General features: G+C 69.6%; 17 protein-coding genes. 12 read left to right on the top strand and 5 right to left on the bottom strand.

Annotation, left to right across the window (positions count from 1 at the left end; all coding sequences use genetic code 11):
• Positions 1 to 55: 55 nt before the first annotated feature.
• Together ACK8OR_RS13150 and ACK8OR_RS13145 are read right to left on the bottom strand one after the other, a co-directional pair.
• Positions 56 to 1,288 carry an MFS transporter gene (locus ACK8OR_RS13150; RefSeq protein WP_410189832.1) on the bottom strand — a complete coding sequence of 411 codons (1,233 nt, stop codon included), beginning with the start codon at positions 1,286 to 1,288 and terminating at the stop codon, positions 56 to 58.
• Positions 1,285 to 2,535, bottom strand: coding sequence for an MFS transporter (locus ACK8OR_RS13145; protein ID WP_410189831.1), 1,251 nt, complete (start codon positions 2,533 to 2,535; stop codon positions 1,285 to 1,287). The genes ACK8OR_RS13150 and ACK8OR_RS13145 overlap by 4 nt, the downstream gene beginning before the upstream one ends.
• 51 nt (positions 2,536 to 2,586) lie before the next feature.
• Between ACK8OR_RS13145 and ACK8OR_RS13140 the strand changes: the two genes are divergently transcribed.
• From ACK8OR_RS13140 to ACK8OR_RS13115, 6 genes are all read left to right on the top strand, one after another.
• Positions 2,587 to 3,246: a DUF2461 domain-containing protein gene (locus ACK8OR_RS13140; RefSeq protein WP_410189830.1), complete on the top strand. Its 660-nt coding sequence runs from the start codon at positions 2,587 to 2,589 to the stop codon at positions 3,244 to 3,246.
• The gene (locus ACK8OR_RS13135) at positions 3,243 to 4,427 is read left to right on the top strand and encodes an MFS transporter (protein ID WP_410189829.1); all 1,185 of its coding nucleotides are present in this window, start codon (positions 3,243 to 3,245) and stop codon (positions 4,425 to 4,427) included. Before ACK8OR_RS13140 ends, ACK8OR_RS13135 begins: the two co-directional genes overlap by 4 nt.
• A 66-nt stretch (positions 4,428 to 4,493) precedes the next feature.
• Complete coding sequence (locus ACK8OR_RS13130) at positions 4,494 to 5,282, top strand: exodeoxyribonuclease III (RefSeq protein WP_410189828.1); 789 nt, start codon at positions 4,494 to 4,496, stop codon at positions 5,280 to 5,282.
• Positions 5,283 to 5,360: 78 nt separating this feature from the next.
• Entirely contained in the window at positions 5,361 to 6,269 is a 909-nt protein-coding gene (locus tag ACK8OR_RS13125; RefSeq protein ID WP_410189827.1) for a tetratricopeptide repeat protein, read from the top strand.
• 26 nt (positions 6,270 to 6,295) lie between these two features.
• Complete coding sequence (locus ACK8OR_RS13120) at positions 6,296 to 6,937, top strand: LON peptidase substrate-binding domain-containing protein (RefSeq protein WP_410189826.1); 642 nt, start codon at positions 6,296 to 6,298, stop codon at positions 6,935 to 6,937.
• Positions 6,934 to 7,113 (top strand): Trm112 family protein, encoded by a 180-nt coding sequence (locus tag ACK8OR_RS13115; RefSeq protein ID WP_410189825.1) that lies wholly within the window; start codon positions 6,934 to 6,936, stop codon positions 7,111 to 7,113. Before ACK8OR_RS13120 ends, ACK8OR_RS13115 begins: the two co-directional genes overlap by 4 nt.
• Before the next feature lie 15 nt (positions 7,114 to 7,128).
• Here ACK8OR_RS13115 and ACK8OR_RS13110 read toward each other — a convergent pair whose 3' ends face one another.
• Complete coding sequence (locus ACK8OR_RS13110; protein ID WP_410189906.1) at positions 7,129 to 8,373, bottom strand: UbiH/UbiF/VisC/COQ6 family ubiquinone biosynthesis hydroxylase; 1,245 nt, start codon at positions 8,371 to 8,373, stop codon at positions 7,129 to 7,131.
• A gap of 45 nt (positions 8,374 to 8,418) precedes the next feature.
• On the opposite strand from ACK8OR_RS13110, the gene ACK8OR_RS13105 reads away from it, so the two are divergent.
• The 5 genes from ACK8OR_RS13105 to ACK8OR_RS13085 all read left to right on the top strand — a co-directional run bounded on the left by ACK8OR_RS13105 (position 8,419) and on the right by ACK8OR_RS13085 (position 15,138).
• A complete protein-coding gene (locus ACK8OR_RS13105; protein WP_410189824.1) occupies positions 8,419 to 9,744 on the top strand; it encodes an amidase in 1,326 nt (441 codons plus the stop codon).
• 112 nt (positions 9,745 to 9,856) lie between these two features.
• Complete coding sequence (locus ACK8OR_RS13100) at positions 9,857 to 11,053, top strand: aminotransferase class I/II-fold pyridoxal phosphate-dependent enzyme (protein WP_410189823.1); 1,197 nt, start codon at positions 9,857 to 9,859, stop codon at positions 11,051 to 11,053.
• A gap of 4 nt (positions 11,054 to 11,057) precedes the next feature.
• Positions 11,058 to 13,781, top strand: coding sequence for a DNA translocase FtsK (locus tag ACK8OR_RS13095; RefSeq protein ID WP_410189822.1), 2,724 nt, complete (start codon positions 11,058 to 11,060; stop codon positions 13,779 to 13,781).
• A 75-nt stretch (positions 13,782 to 13,856) separates the two neighbouring features.
• Entirely contained in the window at positions 13,857 to 14,438 is a 582-nt protein-coding gene (locus ACK8OR_RS13090) for a rhomboid family intramembrane serine protease (protein WP_410189821.1), read from the top strand.
• A gap of 103 nt (positions 14,439 to 14,541) precedes the next feature.
• Positions 14,542 to 15,138 (top strand): LolA family protein, encoded by a 597-nt coding sequence (locus ACK8OR_RS13085; RefSeq protein ID WP_298438265.1) that lies wholly within the window; start codon positions 14,542 to 14,544, stop codon positions 15,136 to 15,138.
• Here ACK8OR_RS13085 and ACK8OR_RS13080 read toward each other — a convergent pair.
• Together ACK8OR_RS13080 and ACK8OR_RS13075 are read right to left on the bottom strand one after the other, a co-directional pair.
• On the bottom strand, positions 15,128 to 15,736 hold the full coding sequence (locus tag ACK8OR_RS13080; protein ID WP_410189820.1) for an enoyl-CoA hydratase/isomerase family protein: 609 nt from the start codon (positions 15,734 to 15,736) through the stop codon (positions 15,128 to 15,130). The genes ACK8OR_RS13085 and ACK8OR_RS13080 overlap by 11 nt on opposite strands.
• Positions 15,733 to 16,479, bottom strand: coding sequence for an SDR family oxidoreductase (locus ACK8OR_RS13075; RefSeq protein WP_410189819.1), 747 nt, complete (start codon positions 16,477 to 16,479; stop codon positions 15,733 to 15,735). The genes ACK8OR_RS13080 and ACK8OR_RS13075 overlap by 4 nt, the downstream gene beginning before the upstream one ends.
• Before the next feature lie 72 nt (positions 16,480 to 16,551).
• On the opposite strand from ACK8OR_RS13075, the gene ACK8OR_RS13070 reads away from it, so the two are divergent.
• Entirely contained in the window at positions 16,552 to 18,021 is a 1,470-nt protein-coding gene (locus ACK8OR_RS13070) for a DUF2125 domain-containing protein (RefSeq protein WP_410189818.1), read from the top strand.
• The last annotated feature ends 1 nt before the right edge of the window (position 18,022 follow it).

The raw sequence follows: 18,022 nt of genomic DNA, 5'->3' as shown, positions 1-18,022 counted from the left end.
GTACGTGACTAGGGCGCACCTCCCTGTTGGACTTGGCCGGACCTTCGTGTCCGGCCTATTTTTTTCTCCGCCCCGACCGGCTGGCCAAGCCGAATATGGCGGGCGACGTGCGCAGCAGGCCCTCGACGCGACCGCGACCCGCGCGCGGCACCGCGTCGCGCCGCCACATCTGCAGGGCGGTCAGCACGGCCATCAATCCATGCACAGCACTCGTGTACCCGAAGAGCGCCTGCGGCCCGAACGCCTCGATCAGCACTGCGGCCCCCAATGGGCCCGCGATCGCGCCGACGGAATAGAAGAAGATCAATCCCGCCGAGATCGCCACAAAGTCCGACGCTTCGCCCGACCGGTCGTTCGCCTGCGCCGCCGCCAGCGAGTAGAGCGGCAGCGCGAACGCCCCGAAGGCGAAGGCGCCCGCATAGACGGCGACCGGCGACGAGACCGTGTTCAGGATGAGGCCCGCCCCCACCGCACCGCAGGTCGCGACCAGCAGCGCCAGCCGGCGGTCGACGCGGTCCGACATGAGGCCCAACGGAAGCTGCAGCACCGCGCCGCCCGCGATCCCCGCATTCATGAAGAGCGCGACCTGTCCGGCGTCGAAGCCCAGTTCGATCCCGTAGAGCGGACCGATCAGGCGGAATGCGCTGGTCGTCAGCCCGATCGACAGGGCCCCTAGCGCGGCCACCCGCGACAGACGCCAGAGCCCCGCGGGATCGAAGCGGAACGCCTGCGGCGGTGTCGGGCGCGACGTGTTCGACAGCGCCACCGGCAGGAGCGACAGGCCGAATAGAATCGCAGTCACCGCGAAGATCTCGAACCCAGACACGCCGAAGATCGGCAGGAGGAACTGACCACCCGTCACCGCGCTCAGGTCGACGATGCGGTAGATCGACAGGACTCGACCACGCTCGCCCGGCCCGGCCGATTGGTTAAGCCAGCTTTCGATGACGACGAACAGCCCCGAGAAGCAGAATCCCATGATGAAGCGCACCGCGCCCCAGACCCACGGGTCGATCGCCAGCACCAGGAGGAGCGTGCCGACCCCCGCGACCGAGGCCAGCGCGGCGAAGACCCGCACATGGCCCACGGCGCGGATCATGGTCGGCGCGGCGAAGCAGGCGGCGAGGAATCCCGCGAAATAGACCGCACCGATCAGGCCGACGGTGAGCGTCGTGAACCCCGCGTCCGAAGCGCGCAGCGCCACAAGGGTGCCCTGGAGCCCGTTCCCCGCCAGGAGGAGAGCCGCGGCGAGCAGCAGCGGCACCAGCGCTCTGAGATCGGTGGTCACGCCGGATCCCGATCCGGCAGGCGCAGCACCAACAGCGCCGCGAGGCCCAGAACCGCGATGACCCCCGCCCCCGCGAGATAGGGCACGCGCAGCGCCGCCTCTCGCCCCAGCGACGGCTCGAGCCAGGCGACGGCGACCCCTCCGGCCAGCGCACCCAGCGGCATCATGCCCCAGCCGAAGAAGCGGTAGACGCTGTTGACGCGGCCCAGCATGTCGTCGGGGATCGTCCGCTGCCGGTAGCTGACGGTGACGACGTTCCAGAGCATCCCGCCCAGCGCCTCGGAAAAGAGCGCGAGCGCCACGAGCCACGCGGCATCGGCCAGACCGATCAGCGCGTAGGCCGCCGCAAAGATCACCATCGCCACCCGCAGGCTTCGCGTCCCGCCCAGGCGGCGGGCGAGGCGGGGCGCGCCGAGCCCGCCGATGACGCCCCCGACGGCACCCGCCGTCAGCAGGAGGCCATGCCCCAGCGCCCCTAGACCGAGAACGTCCTGACTGAAGAGGACCAGCATCGTCAGGGACGCCATCGCCACCGCGTTGATGAGGCCCAGCATGATCGCCAGCCGCCAGATCACGACATGGCCCCAGATCCATGCAAGGCCGGCCTTGAGCTCGTGCCAGAACCCGGTCCGGGGGCGCACGGTGCGCGCCGGGATCACCATCAGCCAGACGAGCGCTGCCGCACCTGCGAAAGTCAGCGCGTCGAAGGCGAAGGGCACGGGCAGGGCCAGCGCGATCAGGACACCGGCCAGCGGCGGGCCGACGAAATGGCCCATGATCCGCTCCAGCGACCAGATCTGGCCGTTCGCCGCCTCGAGATCCGCGGCCTTCACCACGGCGGGCAGGACCGTCTGCGCGGCGTTGTCGCGTAACACCTCGGCCGCGCCCAGAAGGAATGCCACCGCGCACAGCCCCGCGATCGCCGCGCCCTCGGACGCCACGGGGGGTGGGGCCGCGATCACCATGGCCACGATCCCGAAGGTCAGGAGGCACCGGAAGAGATCGGCCCGGATCATCAGCGCACGCCGATCCACGCGGTCGGTCCAGACCCCGGCCGGCAGCGCCAGCAGAAGCCAGGGCAGGCGCGTCGCGACCGCCGTCAGCGAAATCAGCAGCGGGTCGCGCGTAATGAGCGAGGCGAGCCACGGGAAGGCCAGCGCCGAAACCCCGTCGCCCAGGTTCGACAGGCCCGCCGCCGAGATCAGCCAGCGGTAATCTCGATTGTCGCGGATCAGGGACAGGGACATCGGCCGCCTCCTTGCGCTACCCTTCCGCCCGGTACGTCGAGGAGTAAACCCATGTCAGATGGCTTCACCGATTTCATCGACCGGGCGCAGGCGTTCTATGGCGCGCTCGCGGCGAACAACACGCGCGACTGGTTCGAGCCGCGCAAGGCCGAGTGGAAGCGCGAAATTGAGGGTCCGGCAAAGCTCCTGGCCGAGATCATAGCCGAGGAGCTGTCGCGGATGACGGGCGACCCCCATGCGGGCAAGGTCTTCCGCATCTATCGCGACGTCCGGTTCTCCAAGGACAAGTCGCCCTACAAGACCATGCTCGCGATGCTTTGGGCGCCGGGAGACGCGGACGGCCCCGCGCCCAGTTTCTATTTCGGGGTCGAGCCCGACCGCACCTTTGTCGGCTGCGGCATCCCCGGTTTCGACAAGGACGGCCTGACCCGCTACCGCGCGATGGTCGATCGCCGGGGCGACCGGCTGGCCGAGATCATCGACGAGAGCGGGGCCAACCTGTCGAGCTTCGGGCCGGAGCCGCTCAAGCGGGTGCCGAAGCCCTACGATCCCAACCATCCCCACGGCGCGCTGCTCAAGCGCAAGTCGCTGGCGCTGGGACGGTCGCTGCCCGACGGGTGGCGCGCATCGGGCGACGGGCTGGTCGCGACGCTGACCGATACGTTCGAGACGCTGATGCCGTTCCGCCGCTTCGTGACCGAGCGCCTGTGACGCGAAACGTCCGTCTCTACCCGGTCTACAAGTTCCTCGGTAGCCTGATCTTCTGGCAGGCGGCTTGGTTCCTCTACATCCAGTCCGAGCTCTCGGCTGCCGAGGCGATCCTGATGTACGCGATCTACGACGTGGCCACGACCGCGCTCGAGGTGCCGTCAGGTTGGCTGTCGGACAATTGGGGCCGCCGCAGGACGCTGATCGTCGCGGCCGCCGCCGCCGTCGCCACGGCCACGATGCAGGCACTGGGCGGCGACTTCTGGTGGTTCGCCGCGGCACAGGTCCTGCTGGGCGTCCACGCGGCCTTCGCCTCGGGCACGGATTCGTCGCTCCTCTACGAAAGCCTCGCCGCCGAGGGGCGCGCGGATGAGATCGAGCGCCACGAGCTGCGCGGCTGGCGCGCGTCCTTCGCGGGGCTGATGATTTCGGCGCTGGCGGGCGGCGCCATCGCCCGGTTCGATCTCGGCTGGCCCTACTGGGCGTCGGCGCTGGCCTTCGCGGCCCTTCTCGGCGTCTCGCTCGCCTTCCGCGACGCGCCGCCCGCACGGACGACGGCTGCCGCGCGCCTGTCGACGCTGCGCGTTTCGCTGATGACGCCGGTCCTTGCGTGGCTCTTCGCGCTGACGGTCTGCATGTATGCCTTCAGCCATGTGCCTTTCGTTTTCGGCCAGCCCTTCATCGAGGCGGCCCTCGCAGGCACGGCCTTCGCCTCCGAGACGCCGGTCATCGTGGGCGCGATCACCGCGGCGATGATGGGCGTCTCGCTTCTCGTGTCGCTCGCCGCGCCGACGATCCGGGCGCGGATCGGCCTGACCGCGATGCTGCTGGCGGCCTTCGCGCTCCAGATCGCGCTTCCGGGGGCGCTGGCCCTCGCGACGGGGCCGCTCGCGATCCTCTTCCTGCTCAGCCGGATGATACCCGACGCGCTCGCCCGGCCTTTCATCCTCGCCCGGATCCAGCCGCTCCTGTCGGATGACAGCCGCGCGACCTATCTCTCGCTCCAGAGCCTGTTGGGGCGGCTGTTCTTTGCCGCGACGCTCTGGCTGGCCGCGACCTCGACCACGAATGTGGGTGAGATGCCCGCCTCGGACCTGCGTACGATCCTCGCGGCCTATGCCGTGGCGGGGCTGATCGCGCTGGTGACGCTGGGCCTGCTGACGCGCCGGGTCCCGATCGACTGAGGCCGGGGGTGGTCCTCTGCGCCGCCCGCTGCCACAACCCTCCCACCCCAAAGCGGAGCGCGGCCCATGCCCTTCACCCTCGCCACCTGGAACATCAACTCGGTCCGCCTGCGCGAAGGTCTGGTCGCCCGCCTGATGGAGGAGGAGGCGCCCGACGTGCTCTGCCTGCAGGAGTGTAAATCCCCCGTCGAGAAGATCCCCACCGAAGCGTTCGAGGCGCTGGGTTATCGCTGGCGCGTCGCGCGCGGGCAGAAGGGCTACAATGGCGTCGCGATCTTCTCGAAGCTCCCGATGGAGGAGGCCGGCGCCGAGGACCATGCCGACCTCGAACATGCCCGCCACATCGCCGGGCGGCTGGAGAACGGGGTCACGATCCACAATTTCTACGTGCCCGCTGGCGGCGACGTTCCCGACCGCGAGGTGAACGTGAAATTCGGCCAGAAGCTCGACTACCTCGCTTCCATGCGCGACGCGTTCCACGCGGAGAGGCCCGCGAAATCGATCCTCGTGGGCGACCTGAACATCGCCCCCCGCGAGGACGACGTCTGGTCCCACAAGCAACTCCTGAAGGTCGTCTCGCACACGCCCGTCGAGGTCGAGGCGCTGGCCGAGACGCAGGATGCGGGCGCCTGGGTCGACATCACCCGCAAGGATATCCCCGAGGGGAACCTCTATTCGTGGTGGTCCTACCGCGCGAAGGACTGGGATGCCGCCGATAAGGGCCGCCGTCTCGATCACGTATGGGCCACGCCAGACATCGCGTCCGCCGCCCATTCCAGCCGCGTCCTGCGCCATGTCCGCGGCTGGGACAAGCCGTCGGACCATGCGCCCGTCCTGGCGACGTTCGACCTCTGAATCGCACCCGATCGGGTTGCTCCAACCCATGGCCGCGCCTAGATCGACGCCAACCCTTTTCGCATCCGGAGCCGCGACATGCTCGAATTCGGTCAGCCCGACACCGCCGCCGACGTTCCCCTGATCTCGGACGTCACCGAAGCCACCTTCATGACCGACGTGGTCGATGCCAGCCAGACGATTCCCGTCATCGTGGATTTCTGGGCGCCGTGGTGCGGCCCCTGCAAGACGCTCGGCCCCCAGCTCGAAGCCGCCGTGACCGCCGCCAAGGGCAAGGTCCGGATGGCCAAGGTCGATGTCGATCAGGCCCAGCAGATTGCGGCCCAGCTTCGCATCCAGTCCATCCCTACGGTCTATGCCTTCTGGAAGGGCCAGCCGGTCGACGGCTTCCAAGGTGCGGTCAGCCAGGGCGAGGTGCAGGATTTCGTCGCCCGCGTGGCGGCGATGAACGACGATGACGGCGGCTTGGGCGACGCGATCGCCGCCGCCGAGGAGATGCTCGAAGAAGGCGCCGCCGTGGACGCGGCCCAGACCTTCGCCGCCATCTTGGGCGAGGAGCCCGAGAATGCGCAGGCCTATGGCGGCCTCATCCGCGCCCATGTCGCGATGAACGAGCTCGATCAGGCCGAGGCGATGGTCGCGAACGTGCCGGACGCGATCGCCACCGCCGCCGAGGTCGAGGCCGGGCGCGCGCAGATCGCGCTGGCGCGGCAGGCCGCCGACGCCGGTCCCGTGGCCGAGCTGCGCGCGGCCGTCGAGGCCGATCCCGACGATCACCAGGCGCGTTTCGACCTTGCCGCGGCCCTGCAGGCCAGCGGCGAGACCGAGGCCGCGGTGAACGAATTGCTCGAGCTGTTCCGCCGCGATCGCGAATGGAACGACGGCGCGGCGCGCGCCCAGCTCTTCACGATCTTCGACGCCGCGGGGCCCAAGGATCCGGTGGTTTTGGCCGGTCGCAGAAGATTGTCGTCGATGATCTTTGCCTGACCCCCGGGCCGGGCTACCTGACCTTGATGTATCGCTTGTCGGACCTGCCCGAGACGATCCCCGTCTTCCCGTTGCCCGGCGCGCTGATGCTGCCCCGGTCGCGCCTGCCGCTTCATATCTTCGAGCCGCGCTACCTCCAGATGATCGACGATACGCTCAAGACCGAGCATCGGCTGATCGGCATGGTGCAGCCCCGCGCGCAGAAGGGCAGCGACGGGCGCGCGCTTCAGACGATCGGCTGCGCCGGTCGCCTGACGCAGATTTCCGAGACCGAAGACCGTCGCTACATGGTCACCCTCTCGGGGGTCAGCCGCTACCGCATCACCAAGGAGATCGAGGGCTTCGCGCCCTATCTCAAGGCGGACGTCAAATGGGAGGATTTCCAACGCGATCTCGGCCGCCCCGAGATCGACGAGAAGTTCGACCGCCCCGCCTTTCTCGACCTCCTGCGCCGGTATTTCGAGGATCAGGAGCTGTCGACCGACTGGGACAGCCTCAAGGATGCCGAGGAGGAGTTGCTTATCAATTCGCTCTCGATGCTCTGCCCCTTCGACCCCGAGGAGAAGCAGGCGCTGCTGGAGGCCCCCTCGCTCGCCACGCGCCGCGAGACGGTGGTGACCCTGATGGAATTCGCGCTGGCAGGCGGGGGCGAGGAGAAGATGCAATGAGCGATCCCGATCACGACCGCCGCATGCTCGAGGCGCTGGTCTGCCCCCAGACGCGCGGTCCCCTGACCTACGATGCCGAGGCGCAGGAACTGGTCTCGAAATCCGCCGGGCTCGCCTATCCGATCCGGGGCGGCATCCCGATCATGCTGGCCGACGAGGCGCGCAAGCTCGACTGATCGCCCTGCGCGGGGTCAGTCCCGCATCAGGCGCGGCAGGTCGCCCGCGATCCCGGCGGCGTTGCGGATGAACTGCCGCCGCACGCCCGGAAGACCCGAAATGACACCCATCCCCAGGTCGCGGCCCAGCCGCAGGATCGGATTGTCGTTCGAGAAGAGCGCGTTGACCGCATCCGTCGCGACCCCCATCGCCGCCGTATCGAAGCGCCGCCACCGCGCGTAGCGGGCGAGCACGTCGGGCGCGCCCGGATCCTCGCCGCGCTGCCTCGCATCCGACACGATGTGATGCAGCGCCGCGATATCCTTGATCCCGAGGTTCAGGCCCTGGCCCGCGATCGGATGGATCCCATGGGCCGCGTCGCCGACCAGTGCCACGCGCGGAGCCACGAAATCCTGCGCCAGCGTCAGGTTCAGCGGATAGGTGTGCCGCGCCCCTTCGAGTGCGATCCCGCCTAGGAAGCTGCCGAAGCGGGGGCGCAGAACCTCCAGATACTCGGCATCCGGCAGGGCGTTCAGATCGGCCGCCACCTCCGACGCCTCCGTCCAGACCAGGCTCGAGCGATTGCCCGTCAGCGGCAGGATCGCCAGCGGTCCCGCCGGCATGAAGAACTGGTGCGCGATGCCCTGATGCGGCTTCTCGTGGGCGACGGCACAGACCAGCGCGGTCTGGCCATAGCCCTTCGTGCTGCGGCCGATGCCCGCCCGCTCGGCCACGCCCGAGCCACGCCCGTCGCAACCCAGAAGCAGGCGCGCCGTCAGGGGACCCGTCTCCGTCTCGACCGTGATTCCAGCCATGTCAGGGGCCTGTGCGGTCACCGTCGTTTCGAACCGCAACTCGATCCGGTCGGAGGCGTCGCAGGCTGCCAGCAGCGCGGGCCGCAGGTGCCGGTCCTCGACCATCTGGCCCATGAAGGGCGCGCCGATCTCGGCGGCATCGAAGGCGAGGTGCTGTGGTGCCGCACCCTCGCCCGCGCGCCCGTCGCTGGCGCGGATGCCCGTGATCGGCTGGGCATCGCTGGCCAGCGCGTCCCAGAGATCCAGCGCCATCAACAGGCGGACCGACCCCAGCGCCATCGCGTAGGACCGTCCGTCGAATTCTGTATCGTCGAAATCCGCCCGGGGCCGCGCGTCGAGCACAATGGACCGCAGCCCCGCATCCGCCAGCGTCAGTGCCGCGAGCGGCCCGGTCAGCCCGCCGCCGGTGATGATGACATCGGTGTCCATGCCGCTCGATATGCCCTCGGCGACGGCATTGTCCAACGCCACCATGCCGCATAGCGTGACGCGGATCGACTGGGGGCGGGCATGGACGACATGAACTGGAGGAGCGGGGCCGACCTGGGCCGGGCTGTCGCGGCGGGCGAGATCGATCCGCGCGACCTGACCGAGACGTTCCTTTCTGCGATCGGCGCCAGCCCGATCCGCGACGAGGTCTATGCTCGCGTCACCGCCGACCGCGCCCGCGCCGAGGCCGAGGCCGCAGCGACACGCGCGCGCCACGGGCTGCGCCGCGGCCCGCTCGACGGCGTGCCGATCAGTTGGAAGGACCTGTTTGACAGCGCGGGCGTCGCGACCGAGGCGGGGTCCGCGCTTCTGAAGGGACGTGTGCCGCAGGACGACGCGACCGTTCTCGCCAACGCGACGGCGGGCGGCGCGATCTGCCTTGGCAAGACGCATATGTCCGAGCTGGCCTTTTCGGGCCTTGGGCTCAACCCGATCACCGCGACCCCGCCGAACCGCCACGACGCAGCGCTCGTGCCCGGCGGCTCGTCCTCCGGGGCGGCGGCGTCGGTCGCCTTCGGCCTGGCCCCGATCGGGATCGGGTCCGACACCGGCGGCTCCGTGCGCAACCCGGCAGCGTGGAACGATCTCGTCGGCCTGAAGACGACGCTGGGCCGCGTGCCCGTGCGGGGCTGCGTCCCGCTGGTCGAGACGATGGACACGATCGGCCCGCTTTGCCGCACGGTCGAGGACGCGGCGCTGGCGCTGGCGCTTCTCGAAGGCGGGCGGCCCGCGGATCTGGCAGGCGCGACGCTGCGGGGCGCGCGGCTCCTCGTCCTCGCCGATTACGCCGAGAGCAGCCGAGACGCGCCCCGCGCCGCCTTCGCCCACGCGGTCGAGCGGTTCGAGGAGGCGGGCGCGACCATCACCCGTGCCGAGCTTGCCCCGGTCAAGGCGGCGATGGACCTGACCCCGATGCTCTTCTCGCCCGAGGCCTATGCCATCTGGCGCGACACGATCGAGGCCGACCCGCACCTGATGTTCGACCGCATCCTCGAGCGGTTCCGGACCGGGCGCGGCGTCGAGGCGGCGGACGTGCTGGCCGCGCACCGGGCCCGGCAGGCCGCACAGGACGCCTATCTCGCGGAGACGGCAGGCTACGATGCGGTGATACTGCCAACGGCCGCGATCCTGCCACCCGACCGTCAGCGGCTGCTGGACGACGAGACCTACTACGTCACCGAAAACCTCCTCGCGCTTCGGAACACGCGGGTCGGTAACGTGCTGGGGCTCTGCGGGCTGACCCTGCCGACGGGCGTGCCGATGTGCGGCGTCATGGCCCTGGCCCCGCCGATGCAGGAGGAACGGCTGCTGCGACTCGGGGCCGCGATGGATGCCGCCCTGACCTGAAAGCCACACCCCCTTGGGCCGCCTGCCCTTTTCGTTGGACCGTCCGGGCGCCCCCGGGCTATCGTGGCGCGGATCGGGGCCGTCAGAGCACCCGGCACGAGGCATACAGGCGATGACTTACCCGCAGCGGTTCTCCGGACTGCCCGAATACGCGTTTCCGCGCCTGCGGCGGCTTCTGGGCGACCTGGAGCCGGGCGATTCGCCGATCCAGATGACCATCGGCGACCCGCGCCACGCCCCCCCCGCCTTCGTCGCGGAAGAGGTCGCGCGCCATGCGGATGCCTTCATGTCCTACCCCCCGAATGACGGCGCACCCGAGCTTCTGTCGGCGATTTCCGGCTGGCTCGACCGCCGCTACGGCTGCGCCGCCGATCCAGAGACCGACATCCTCGCGCTGAACGGCACGCGCGAGGGGCTCTACAACGCCGCGATGGCGCTCTGCCCCGAGACGAAGAACGGCGCGCGGCCCGTCATCCTGACGCCGAACCCGTTCTATCAGGTCTATGCCGTCGCCGCGCTCGCGGTCGAGGCGGACCCGGTCTATGTCGACGCCACCGCCGCGACGGGGCACCTGCCGGACTTCGCGGCACTCGAACCCGCGACGCTGGACCGGACGGCCATCGCCTATATCTGCTCGCCCGCGAACCCGCAGGGAGCAACCGCGTCGATGGCGTGGTGGTCGGACCTGCTGGCGCTGGCCGAGCGGCACGATTTCCTCGTCTTCGCGGACGAATGCTATTCCGAGATCTACACCGGCGCGCCGCCAACCGGCATTCTCGAGGCCGTGCGCGCGACCGGCACGGACCCGAACCGCGTCGTCGCGTTCCACTCGCTGTCCAAGCGGTCGAACCTCGCGGGGATGCGCTCGGGCTTCGCCGTCTCGGGGGCCGAGAACATCGCCCGGATGAAGCAGCTTCGGAACTATGCCGGCGCGCCCCTGCCCGTGCCGCTCCAGATGGCCGCCGCGCGGGCTTGGGGCGACGAGGCGCATGTCGAGGCGAACCGCCGCTTCTACGCGGCCAAGTTCGATGCCGCGCGGGATATCCTCGGCAATGCCGCCGTGATCCCCGAAGCCGGGTTCTTCCTGTGGCTGCCGGTGCCCAAGACGATCGGCGACGGCGTGGCCGCGACGCTCAAGCTGTGGACCGAGACCGGCGTGAAGGTCCTGCCGGGCGCGTATCTCGCGCGCGAGACCGGCGGCACCAATCCCGGCGACCCCTATATCCGTGCGGCGCTGGTGGCGCCGCTGGACGAGACCGTGACCGGGCTGACCCGCCTGGCCGCATGCCTCTACGACAAAAGGAGCTGAAAACATGGCGTATCAAGTCAGACAGCGCGATCCCCTGCTGGACAGCAACATGCAGATCAGCCTGGCGCGGCGCGGCCGCGAGGGGCTGGGTGCCCTGATGGTGCTGGCCGGGCTGCTGGTCGCCGTGATGCTCCTCACCTATCACCCGGACGATCCCAGCTGGCTGGCCTCGACCGATGACGCGCCGCGGAACTGGCTGGGCGTGTTCGGCGCCTCGCTGGCAGCTCCGCTGATGCTGATCCTCGGGATGGGCGCGCTGGGCCTCGCGGCCGGGCTCGTCATCTGGGGGATGCGCTTCGCGCTTCATTGGGGGTCCGAGCGGGCCCTGCCGCGCGCGCTCTTCGTGGCGGGTTGGGTGCTGGTGCTCTCGCTTTTCTGCGCGACGCTGGTGCCGGGCCCGACCTGGGGCCACGCTTTCGGGCTGGGCGGCCTCTTCGGGGACACGCTGCTGGGCGCGCTTCTCTCGGTGCTGCCGATCACGGCCAGCGCGGGGCTGAAGGTTCTGTCGTTCCTGATCGCGGCGGGTGTGGCCGCGTCGGGGGCGTGGGTGCTCGGGTTCACCCGCGACGACCTGCGCCGGGGCGGCCTCCTGTTTCTCGCCGGTCTCGGCAATGCGCTCTATCTCGCGCGGCTTCTGACGGGTCGGGCGGCGGTCGGCGCCGCCGGGGCCACCGCGCGCTCGGCCCAGGCGATCCGCGCACGCCGCGCCGCCCGCGCCGACGCGGTGGAGGACGAGCCGATCGAGGAGGCCTGGGAGGACGAATACGCTCCCGCGCCACGCCGCTCGCTCATGTCCTGGCTGCCGCGCATGAGGTCCGCACCGGCCCCGGACGACGAGATCGAGGACGACCTGATCGACGACGAGGCCGGGCCCGACGACGACCGGGTCCGTGCCCGGATCGCCAGCGCGGTGCGCACCCGCGTGCGCCGCGCCAACATTTCGCAAGCCTTGCAGAGCCCCGTCGCGGCCCACCCGGCCGTCGCTCCGCGCGCCGAACCCGTCCTCACCGCGAGCCGGACCACGGCCCCCGAGGCAGCGGCGGCCGAGCCGGACTACTTTACCGCCGCCGCGCCCGCGCCACAGGCCCCCGCCCCGGTGGCCAAGACGCTGAACCGCAAGGTCGTGCAGCCGCCCGCGAAACCCGCCAAGCCGTCGACCCAGGCGCAGGCCGAGGCCCAGCCCGCGCTGCAATTCGAGGACAAGGCCGCCGCCTACGAGATGCCGCCTCTGGGTCTGCTGGCCGATCCGTCGACGGTCGAGCGGCACGTCCTCTCGGACGAAGCGCTGGAAGAGAATGCGCGCATGCTCGAGGCCGTGCTCGACGATTACGGCGTCAAGGGCGAGATCGTTAGCGTCCGCCCCGGACCCGTCGTCACGATGTACGAGCTGGAGCCTGCGCCCGGTCTCAAGGCGAGCCGCGTGATCGGGCTGGCCGACGACATCGCGCGCTCGATGTCAGCGCTGTCGGCGCGCGTCTCGACCGTGCCCGGCCGCAGCGTGATCGGTATCGAACTGCCGAACGAGCGGCGCGAAAAGGTCGTCCTGCGCGAGATTCTGTCGGCCCGCGACTTCGGCGATGGCAACCAGGCCCTGCCGCTGGCGCTGGGCAAGGATATCGGCGGCGCACCGATCGTCGCGAACCTCGCCAAGATGCCCCACCTCCTGATCGCGGGCACCACGGGGTCGGGCAAGTCCGTGGCGATCAACACGATGATCCTGTCGCTGCTCTACAAGCTGACGCCGGAAGAATGCCGGATGATCATGATCGACCCGAAGATGCTGGAGCTCAGCGTCTATGACGGCATCCCGCACCTCCTGTCCCCCGTCGTCACCGACCCGAAGAAGGCCGTCGTGGCCCTGAAGTGGACGGTGGGCGAGATGGAGGAGCGCTATCGCAAGATGTCGAAGATGGGCGTCCGCAACATCGACGGCTACAACGGCCGCGTGAAGGACGCGCTCGACCGGGGCGAGATGTTCTCGCGCACCGTCCAGACGGGCTTCGACGACGAGACTGGCGATCCGATCTTCGAGACCGAGGAAACGGTGCCCGAAAAAATGCCCTACATCGTCGTCATCGTCGACGAGATGGCCGACCTGATGATGGTCGCGGGCAAGGAAATCGAGGCCTGCATCCAGCGCCTGGCCCAGATGGCCCGCGCAAGCGGAATCCACCTCGTGATGGCCACGCAGCGCCCCTCTGTCGACGTCATCACCGGCACGATCAAGGCCAACTTCCCGACCCGGATCAGCTTCCACGTCACCTCGAAGATCGACAGCCGCACGATCCTCGGCGAGATGGGCGCCGAGCAGCTTCTGGGCATGGGCGACATGCTCTACATGGCCGGCGGCTCCAAGATCACGCGCGTCCACGGGCCGTTCTGCTCGGACGAGGAGGTCGAGGAGATCGTCAACCACCTCAAGTCCTTCGGACCGCCCGATTACGCGGCCTCGGTTCTGGACGGGCCCGATACCGACAACGCATCCGATATCGACGCGGTGCTGGGCCTTACGGGTGGTAACACGGGCGGCGAGGACGCGCTCTACGACGAGGCCATCGAGATCGTCGCCAACGACCGCAAATGCTCGACCAGCTACATCCAGCGCAAGCTCGGCATCGGCTACAACAAGGCCGCGCGCCTGGTGGAGCAGATGGAGGAGAACGGCGTCGTCACGGCGGCCAACCATGTGGGCAAACGCGACATCCTCCTGCCCGACCCGAACGGCTGAGGCGCGGCGGTCGAACTGGCCAGCGCCGGTTCGCCACCCATATCCTCCGGGAACCGCCACCGCCCGGAGACCGCGATGCGAACCCTAGCCCTGCGCCTGATCGCCCTCGGCGTCTTCGTGGCAATCCTATGGGCGGTGCAGACCGTCAACTGGCTTACGGGCTACGGGCTGAACCGGGCGTTCGGGCTGATCCCGCGACATGCCGCTGGGCTGGACGGCATCGTTGGGATGCCGTTTCTCCATGCAAGCTTCGCGCATCTGACGTCGAACACGCCGCCGCTTCTGGTGATGGGCGCGCTGCTGGCGGCGACGGCGACGCGCGCGCTCATCGCGGTGAACGCGATCATCCTCGGTGCCGGCGGTCTCCTCGTGTGGATCTTCGGCAGCACGGCGATCCATATCGGCGCGTCGGGGCTGGTCTTCGGGTGGTTCGGCTTTCTCGTGGCCCGCGGCTTCGTCGATCGCTCGCCCGTGACGCTGGGCGCTGCGCTGACGGTCGGCCTGCTCTACGGAGCGATGATCTGGGGCGTCCTTCCGGGCCGCGAGGGCGTCTCGTGGGAGGCGCATCTCTTCGGGGCGCTCGCCGGGGCGGCGGCCGCGTTTCTCCTCCGGACCCATGTCCACACGCCCCGCCTTCGCAACGTCGATCGTCGGTGAGCGCCGCGCGGCGCAACGCCTGACGCGAGGACGTCATCGCATAGCGCGGGACTTGGGCGCAGGTCGGACCTACATAGCGTTCGACAACAACCGGAGCCGTGACATGCGTATCCCCGCCCTCGTCCTCGCCGCCCTCGTTTTCGCCTTGCCCGCACAGGCGCAGATATCGGTCGGCGAGATCAGCAACTACCTCAACGGCTTCCGCACGGCGAAGGCCGAGTTCACGCAGGTGAACTCAGACGGCACCATCTCGACCGGCGACCTGTCGATCCGGAGACCGGGGCGCGCGCGCTTCGACTACGACGCGCCCAACAAGGGCCTCGTGATCGCGGGCGGCGGCCAGGTCGCGGTCTTCGATCCGGTGTCGAACACGCCGCCCGAGCAGTATCCCCTGTCGCAGACGCCGCTGAACCTGATCCTGCGCGACAACGTCAATCTCGGCGGCTCGGGCATGGTCGTGCGCCATGGCGGCGACGGCACGCAGACAGCGATCACGCTGCAGGACCCGGCCAACCCGCAATACGGCAACATCCAACTGGTGTTCACGCCGAACCCGACGACGCTGCGCCAATGGGTCATCACCGACGATGGCGGCTCGCAAACGACGGTGATCCTCGGGGACATGCAGACGGGCGTGGGCCTCGGCGGCGGTCTCTTCAACATCCCGCAGGAGCTGCGCGCGCGCGGCCTCAGCGAGTAACGGCACCCGGGATCATCGCCTTGATCGCCGCGACATGGCCCGGCTCGCCCACGGCCATGTCGCGCGCGGCACGGACCGGGTCGGGGACGATCCGGTCGATCAGGCCGAAGCTCAGCGCCTCGGACGCATCCAGCCGCGCCCCGGCGGCCAAGAGGAGCTTGGCGCGCGCCGGACCGATCAGCGCGGCAAGGCGCGCGGGGTCCGAGGGCTGCGGCAGAAAACCCAGCTTCGCCACTGGATAAAAGAACCACGCATGCGGCACCGCGACCCGGATGTCGCAGGCCAGCGCCATTCCGAAGGCTCCACCCGCCAGCGTGCCGTTCAACGCCGCCACCGAGAGGCCGGGATGCGCCGCGATGGCGCCCGACAGCCGCTCCCAGAGCGGCGAGGTCGCGAGCCCGGCCTTCGCCGCTTCGAGGTCGGCCCCGGCGCTGAAGGCCCGGTCACCGGCGCCCTTCAGAATGAGCAGCCGTGCCTCCGCCGCCCCCGCGACTCCGTCGATCAGCGCCTCGAGCATCTCGGGCGTCAGCGAGTTGGCCTTGTCGGGGCGGTCGAGCGTCAGCGTGACGATCCCGTCCGCCGCGTCGCGCCGGATCACGCGAGACCGATCCGGGCGCGCAGATCCTCGTCGCGCAGGCTGAGTTCGGTGCCTCGGTGGACATCCGCATCCGGGCCGCACATCCAGATCAGCGCGCGGGCCACCCATTCGGGCGGGATATGGTCCGACCAGTCGAGCTGCGCCACGGGACCGATGCCCGACGCCTTGATCTCGCGCTGCATCTGCGTCGCGACCGTGCCAGGCGACAGCCCCATGACTCGCAGCGTGTCGCCATGTTCGGCATGGGCCGCCTCGGTCAGCATCTTCGCCCCGGCCTTCGAGGTGCAATATTGCGACCATCCCGCCAGCGCACGATGCGCCGCCCCCGACGAGATGGTGATCGCCGTCCCGCCCACTGGCATCACCGGCAGCGCCGCGCGCAGCACATGGTAGACGCCCTTGAGGTTCACGTCGATCGCGGCGCCCCAGGCCTCTGGATCGCTCTCGGCCAAGGGTCCGATCGGCTCGATCATGCCCGCGTTGGCGATCACGATGTCCAGCGACCCGAAGGTCGAGCGGGCGGCATCGACCGCGGTGGCCACCTCGTGCCAGCGGGCCACGTCGCAGGGCACAGCCAGCGCGCATTCGCCGATCTCCCCGGCGAGATCGGCGATGGAATCGGTGCTCCGGGCGCAGAGCACGACATTCGCCCCGGCTTCGGCGAAGGCGCGGGCGGCGGCCGCGCCGATCCCGCGCGATGCGCCGGTGATCAGGACGGTGCGATCTGTCAGGGCTTGGCTCATTTCGACCTCCGGTTGACCCCGGCTCCGGGGTCGGAAATGCTCTGGCTCGTATTCCAACAGGAAGGTTTCCCCATGTCGAGACATGCCGCCGCCGGCGCCGCCGCACTCCTCCTGACCACGGCCCCTGCCGCCTGGGCGGATCTGAGCGCCGAAGCGGTCTGGGCCGATTGGCAGGCGCTCTACGAGCGCTTCGGCGGCCAGTTGACCGCCACCAGCGAGAGCTACGAGGGCGGCGTGCTGACGCTCGAGGGCGTCCAGCTCGGCAGCGACCTCGCGGGCGCCGAAATGACCAGCAGCGGCGTCGGCCCGATCCGACTGATCGAGCAATCCGACGGCAGCCTGACGGTCGAGATCCCCGAGCGCATCCCCTTCGAGACGACGACGACCGTCGACGACGAGACCATCACCCAGAGCGGAGAGATGACCTTGGCCGGTACCGACCTCGTCATCCGCGAGGCGGGCGCAGGCCGGACCTACGACATGACGGCCGATGCCTTCACCTATGTCTTCGACGTCCCCGAGACCGAGAACCAGGAGGAGACGGCCGTCTCGATGACCATGCGCGATATCGCTTCGACCTACACCTCGGGCCAGGGCGGTTCGGCGACATCGTTCGTTCAGGACCTGACGGCTTCCGGCATGGCCGTGATCATAGGTGTCGAGGGCGAGGACTCGATGGACGTGACCTACGAGATGACCGGCATCACCTCGTCTTTCGCGGGCGATTACGGCGAGGGCACGGTCGAGCCGGGTGCCTCGCTCTCGGATCTCGGCCTGACCTATGGCGGCGCGCTTGCGCATACGGGCAGCACGCTGTCGGTCGCGGGCACCGGCGGCTCGGGCCCGCTCCAGATCGACGGGACGTCCGAAGCGGGCAGCATCGATATCGACCTGACCGCCGAGAAGCTGGGCTATACCGTCACATCGACCGGGGGGCAGGTAACCGCGCAGGTGCCGCAATTCCCGCTGCCGATCGCGATCTCAATGGACGAACTCCGCTCCGGCTTCGCGATGCCCATCGGTGCGGGCCCCGAGGAGCGGCCCTTCGGCCTCGATATCGCGATGATGAACCTCGTGGTGGACGATGCGCTCTGGTCGCTCTTCGATCCGACGGGACAATTGCCGCGCGATCCCGCGACTCTGATCGTCGATGTCGACGGCAGCGCGGTGATGACGGCCGACATTTTCGGCGACCCCGAGGCGATGGCCGCGCTCGGCGGCCCTCCGGGCGAGCTGAAGTCGGCCACCATCGACGAGATCCGGCTGACGGTCGCGGGCGCCGAGCTGCGCGCCGACGGGGCCGTGACCTTCCCGACGCCCGACCCCAGCCAGCCGGTCGGCACCGTGAACCTCGCCCTCGATGGCGGCAACGCCCTGCTCGACGCGCTGGTGGCTCTCGGCTTCGTGCCCGCCCAGAACGCGGGCTTCATCCGGGGGATGGCCGGTGCAGTGGCGCGGCCTGTGGGCGACGACCAGCTCGAGTCCAAGATCGAGTTCACGCCCGGCGGCGGCATTTCAGCCAACGGCATGCCGCTTCGCTGAG

It is taken from the genome of Jannaschia halovivens, from assembly GCF_046452375.1.
GTDB lineage: Bacteria > Pseudomonadota > Alphaproteobacteria > Rhodobacterales > Rhodobacteraceae > Jannaschia > Jannaschia halovivens.
The sequence above is the reverse complement of the archived record's forward strand: the minus strand, read 5'-3'. Positions and strand labels throughout refer to the sequence as shown.

Coding starts and splice junctions, on each gene's coding strand:
- ACK8OR_RS13145 (WP_410189831.1), bottom strand. CDS start 2,535: ATGTCCCTGTCCCTGATCCGCGACAATCGAGATTACCGCTGGCTGATC.
- ACK8OR_RS13140 (WP_410189830.1), top strand. CDS start 2,587: ATGTCAGATGGCTTCACCGATTTCATCGACCGGGCGCAGGCGTTCTAT.
- ACK8OR_RS13130 (WP_410189828.1), top strand. CDS start 4,494: ATGCCCTTCACCCTCGCCACCTGGAACATCAACTCGGTCCGCCTGCGC.
- ACK8OR_RS13125 (WP_410189827.1), top strand. CDS start 5,361: ATGCTCGAATTCGGTCAGCCCGACACCGCCGCCGACGTTCCCCTGATC.
- ACK8OR_RS13120 (WP_410189826.1), top strand. CDS start 6,296: ATGTATCGCTTGTCGGACCTGCCCGAGACGATCCCCGTCTTCCCGTTG.
- ACK8OR_RS13115 (WP_410189825.1), top strand. CDS start 6,934: ATGAGCGATCCCGATCACGACCGCCGCATGCTCGAGGCGCTGGTCTGC.
- ACK8OR_RS13105 (WP_410189824.1), top strand. CDS start 8,419: ATGGACGACATGAACTGGAGGAGCGGGGCCGACCTGGGCCGGGCTGTC.
- ACK8OR_RS13100 (WP_410189823.1), top strand. CDS start 9,857: ATGACTTACCCGCAGCGGTTCTCCGGACTGCCCGAATACGCGTTTCCG.
- ACK8OR_RS13095 (WP_410189822.1), top strand. CDS start 11,058: ATGGCGTATCAAGTCAGACAGCGCGATCCCCTGCTGGACAGCAACATG.
- ACK8OR_RS13090 (WP_410189821.1), top strand. CDS start 13,857: ATGCGAACCCTAGCCCTGCGCCTGATCGCCCTCGGCGTCTTCGTGGCA.
- ACK8OR_RS13085 (WP_298438265.1), top strand. CDS start 14,542: ATGCGTATCCCCGCCCTCGTCCTCGCCGCCCTCGTTTTCGCCTTGCCC.
- ACK8OR_RS13075 (WP_410189819.1), bottom strand. CDS start 16,479: ATGAGCCAAGCCCTGACAGATCGCACCGTCCTGATCACCGGCGCATCG.
- ACK8OR_RS13070 (WP_410189818.1), top strand. CDS start 16,552: ATGTCGAGACATGCCGCCGCCGGCGCCGCCGCACTCCTCCTGACCACG.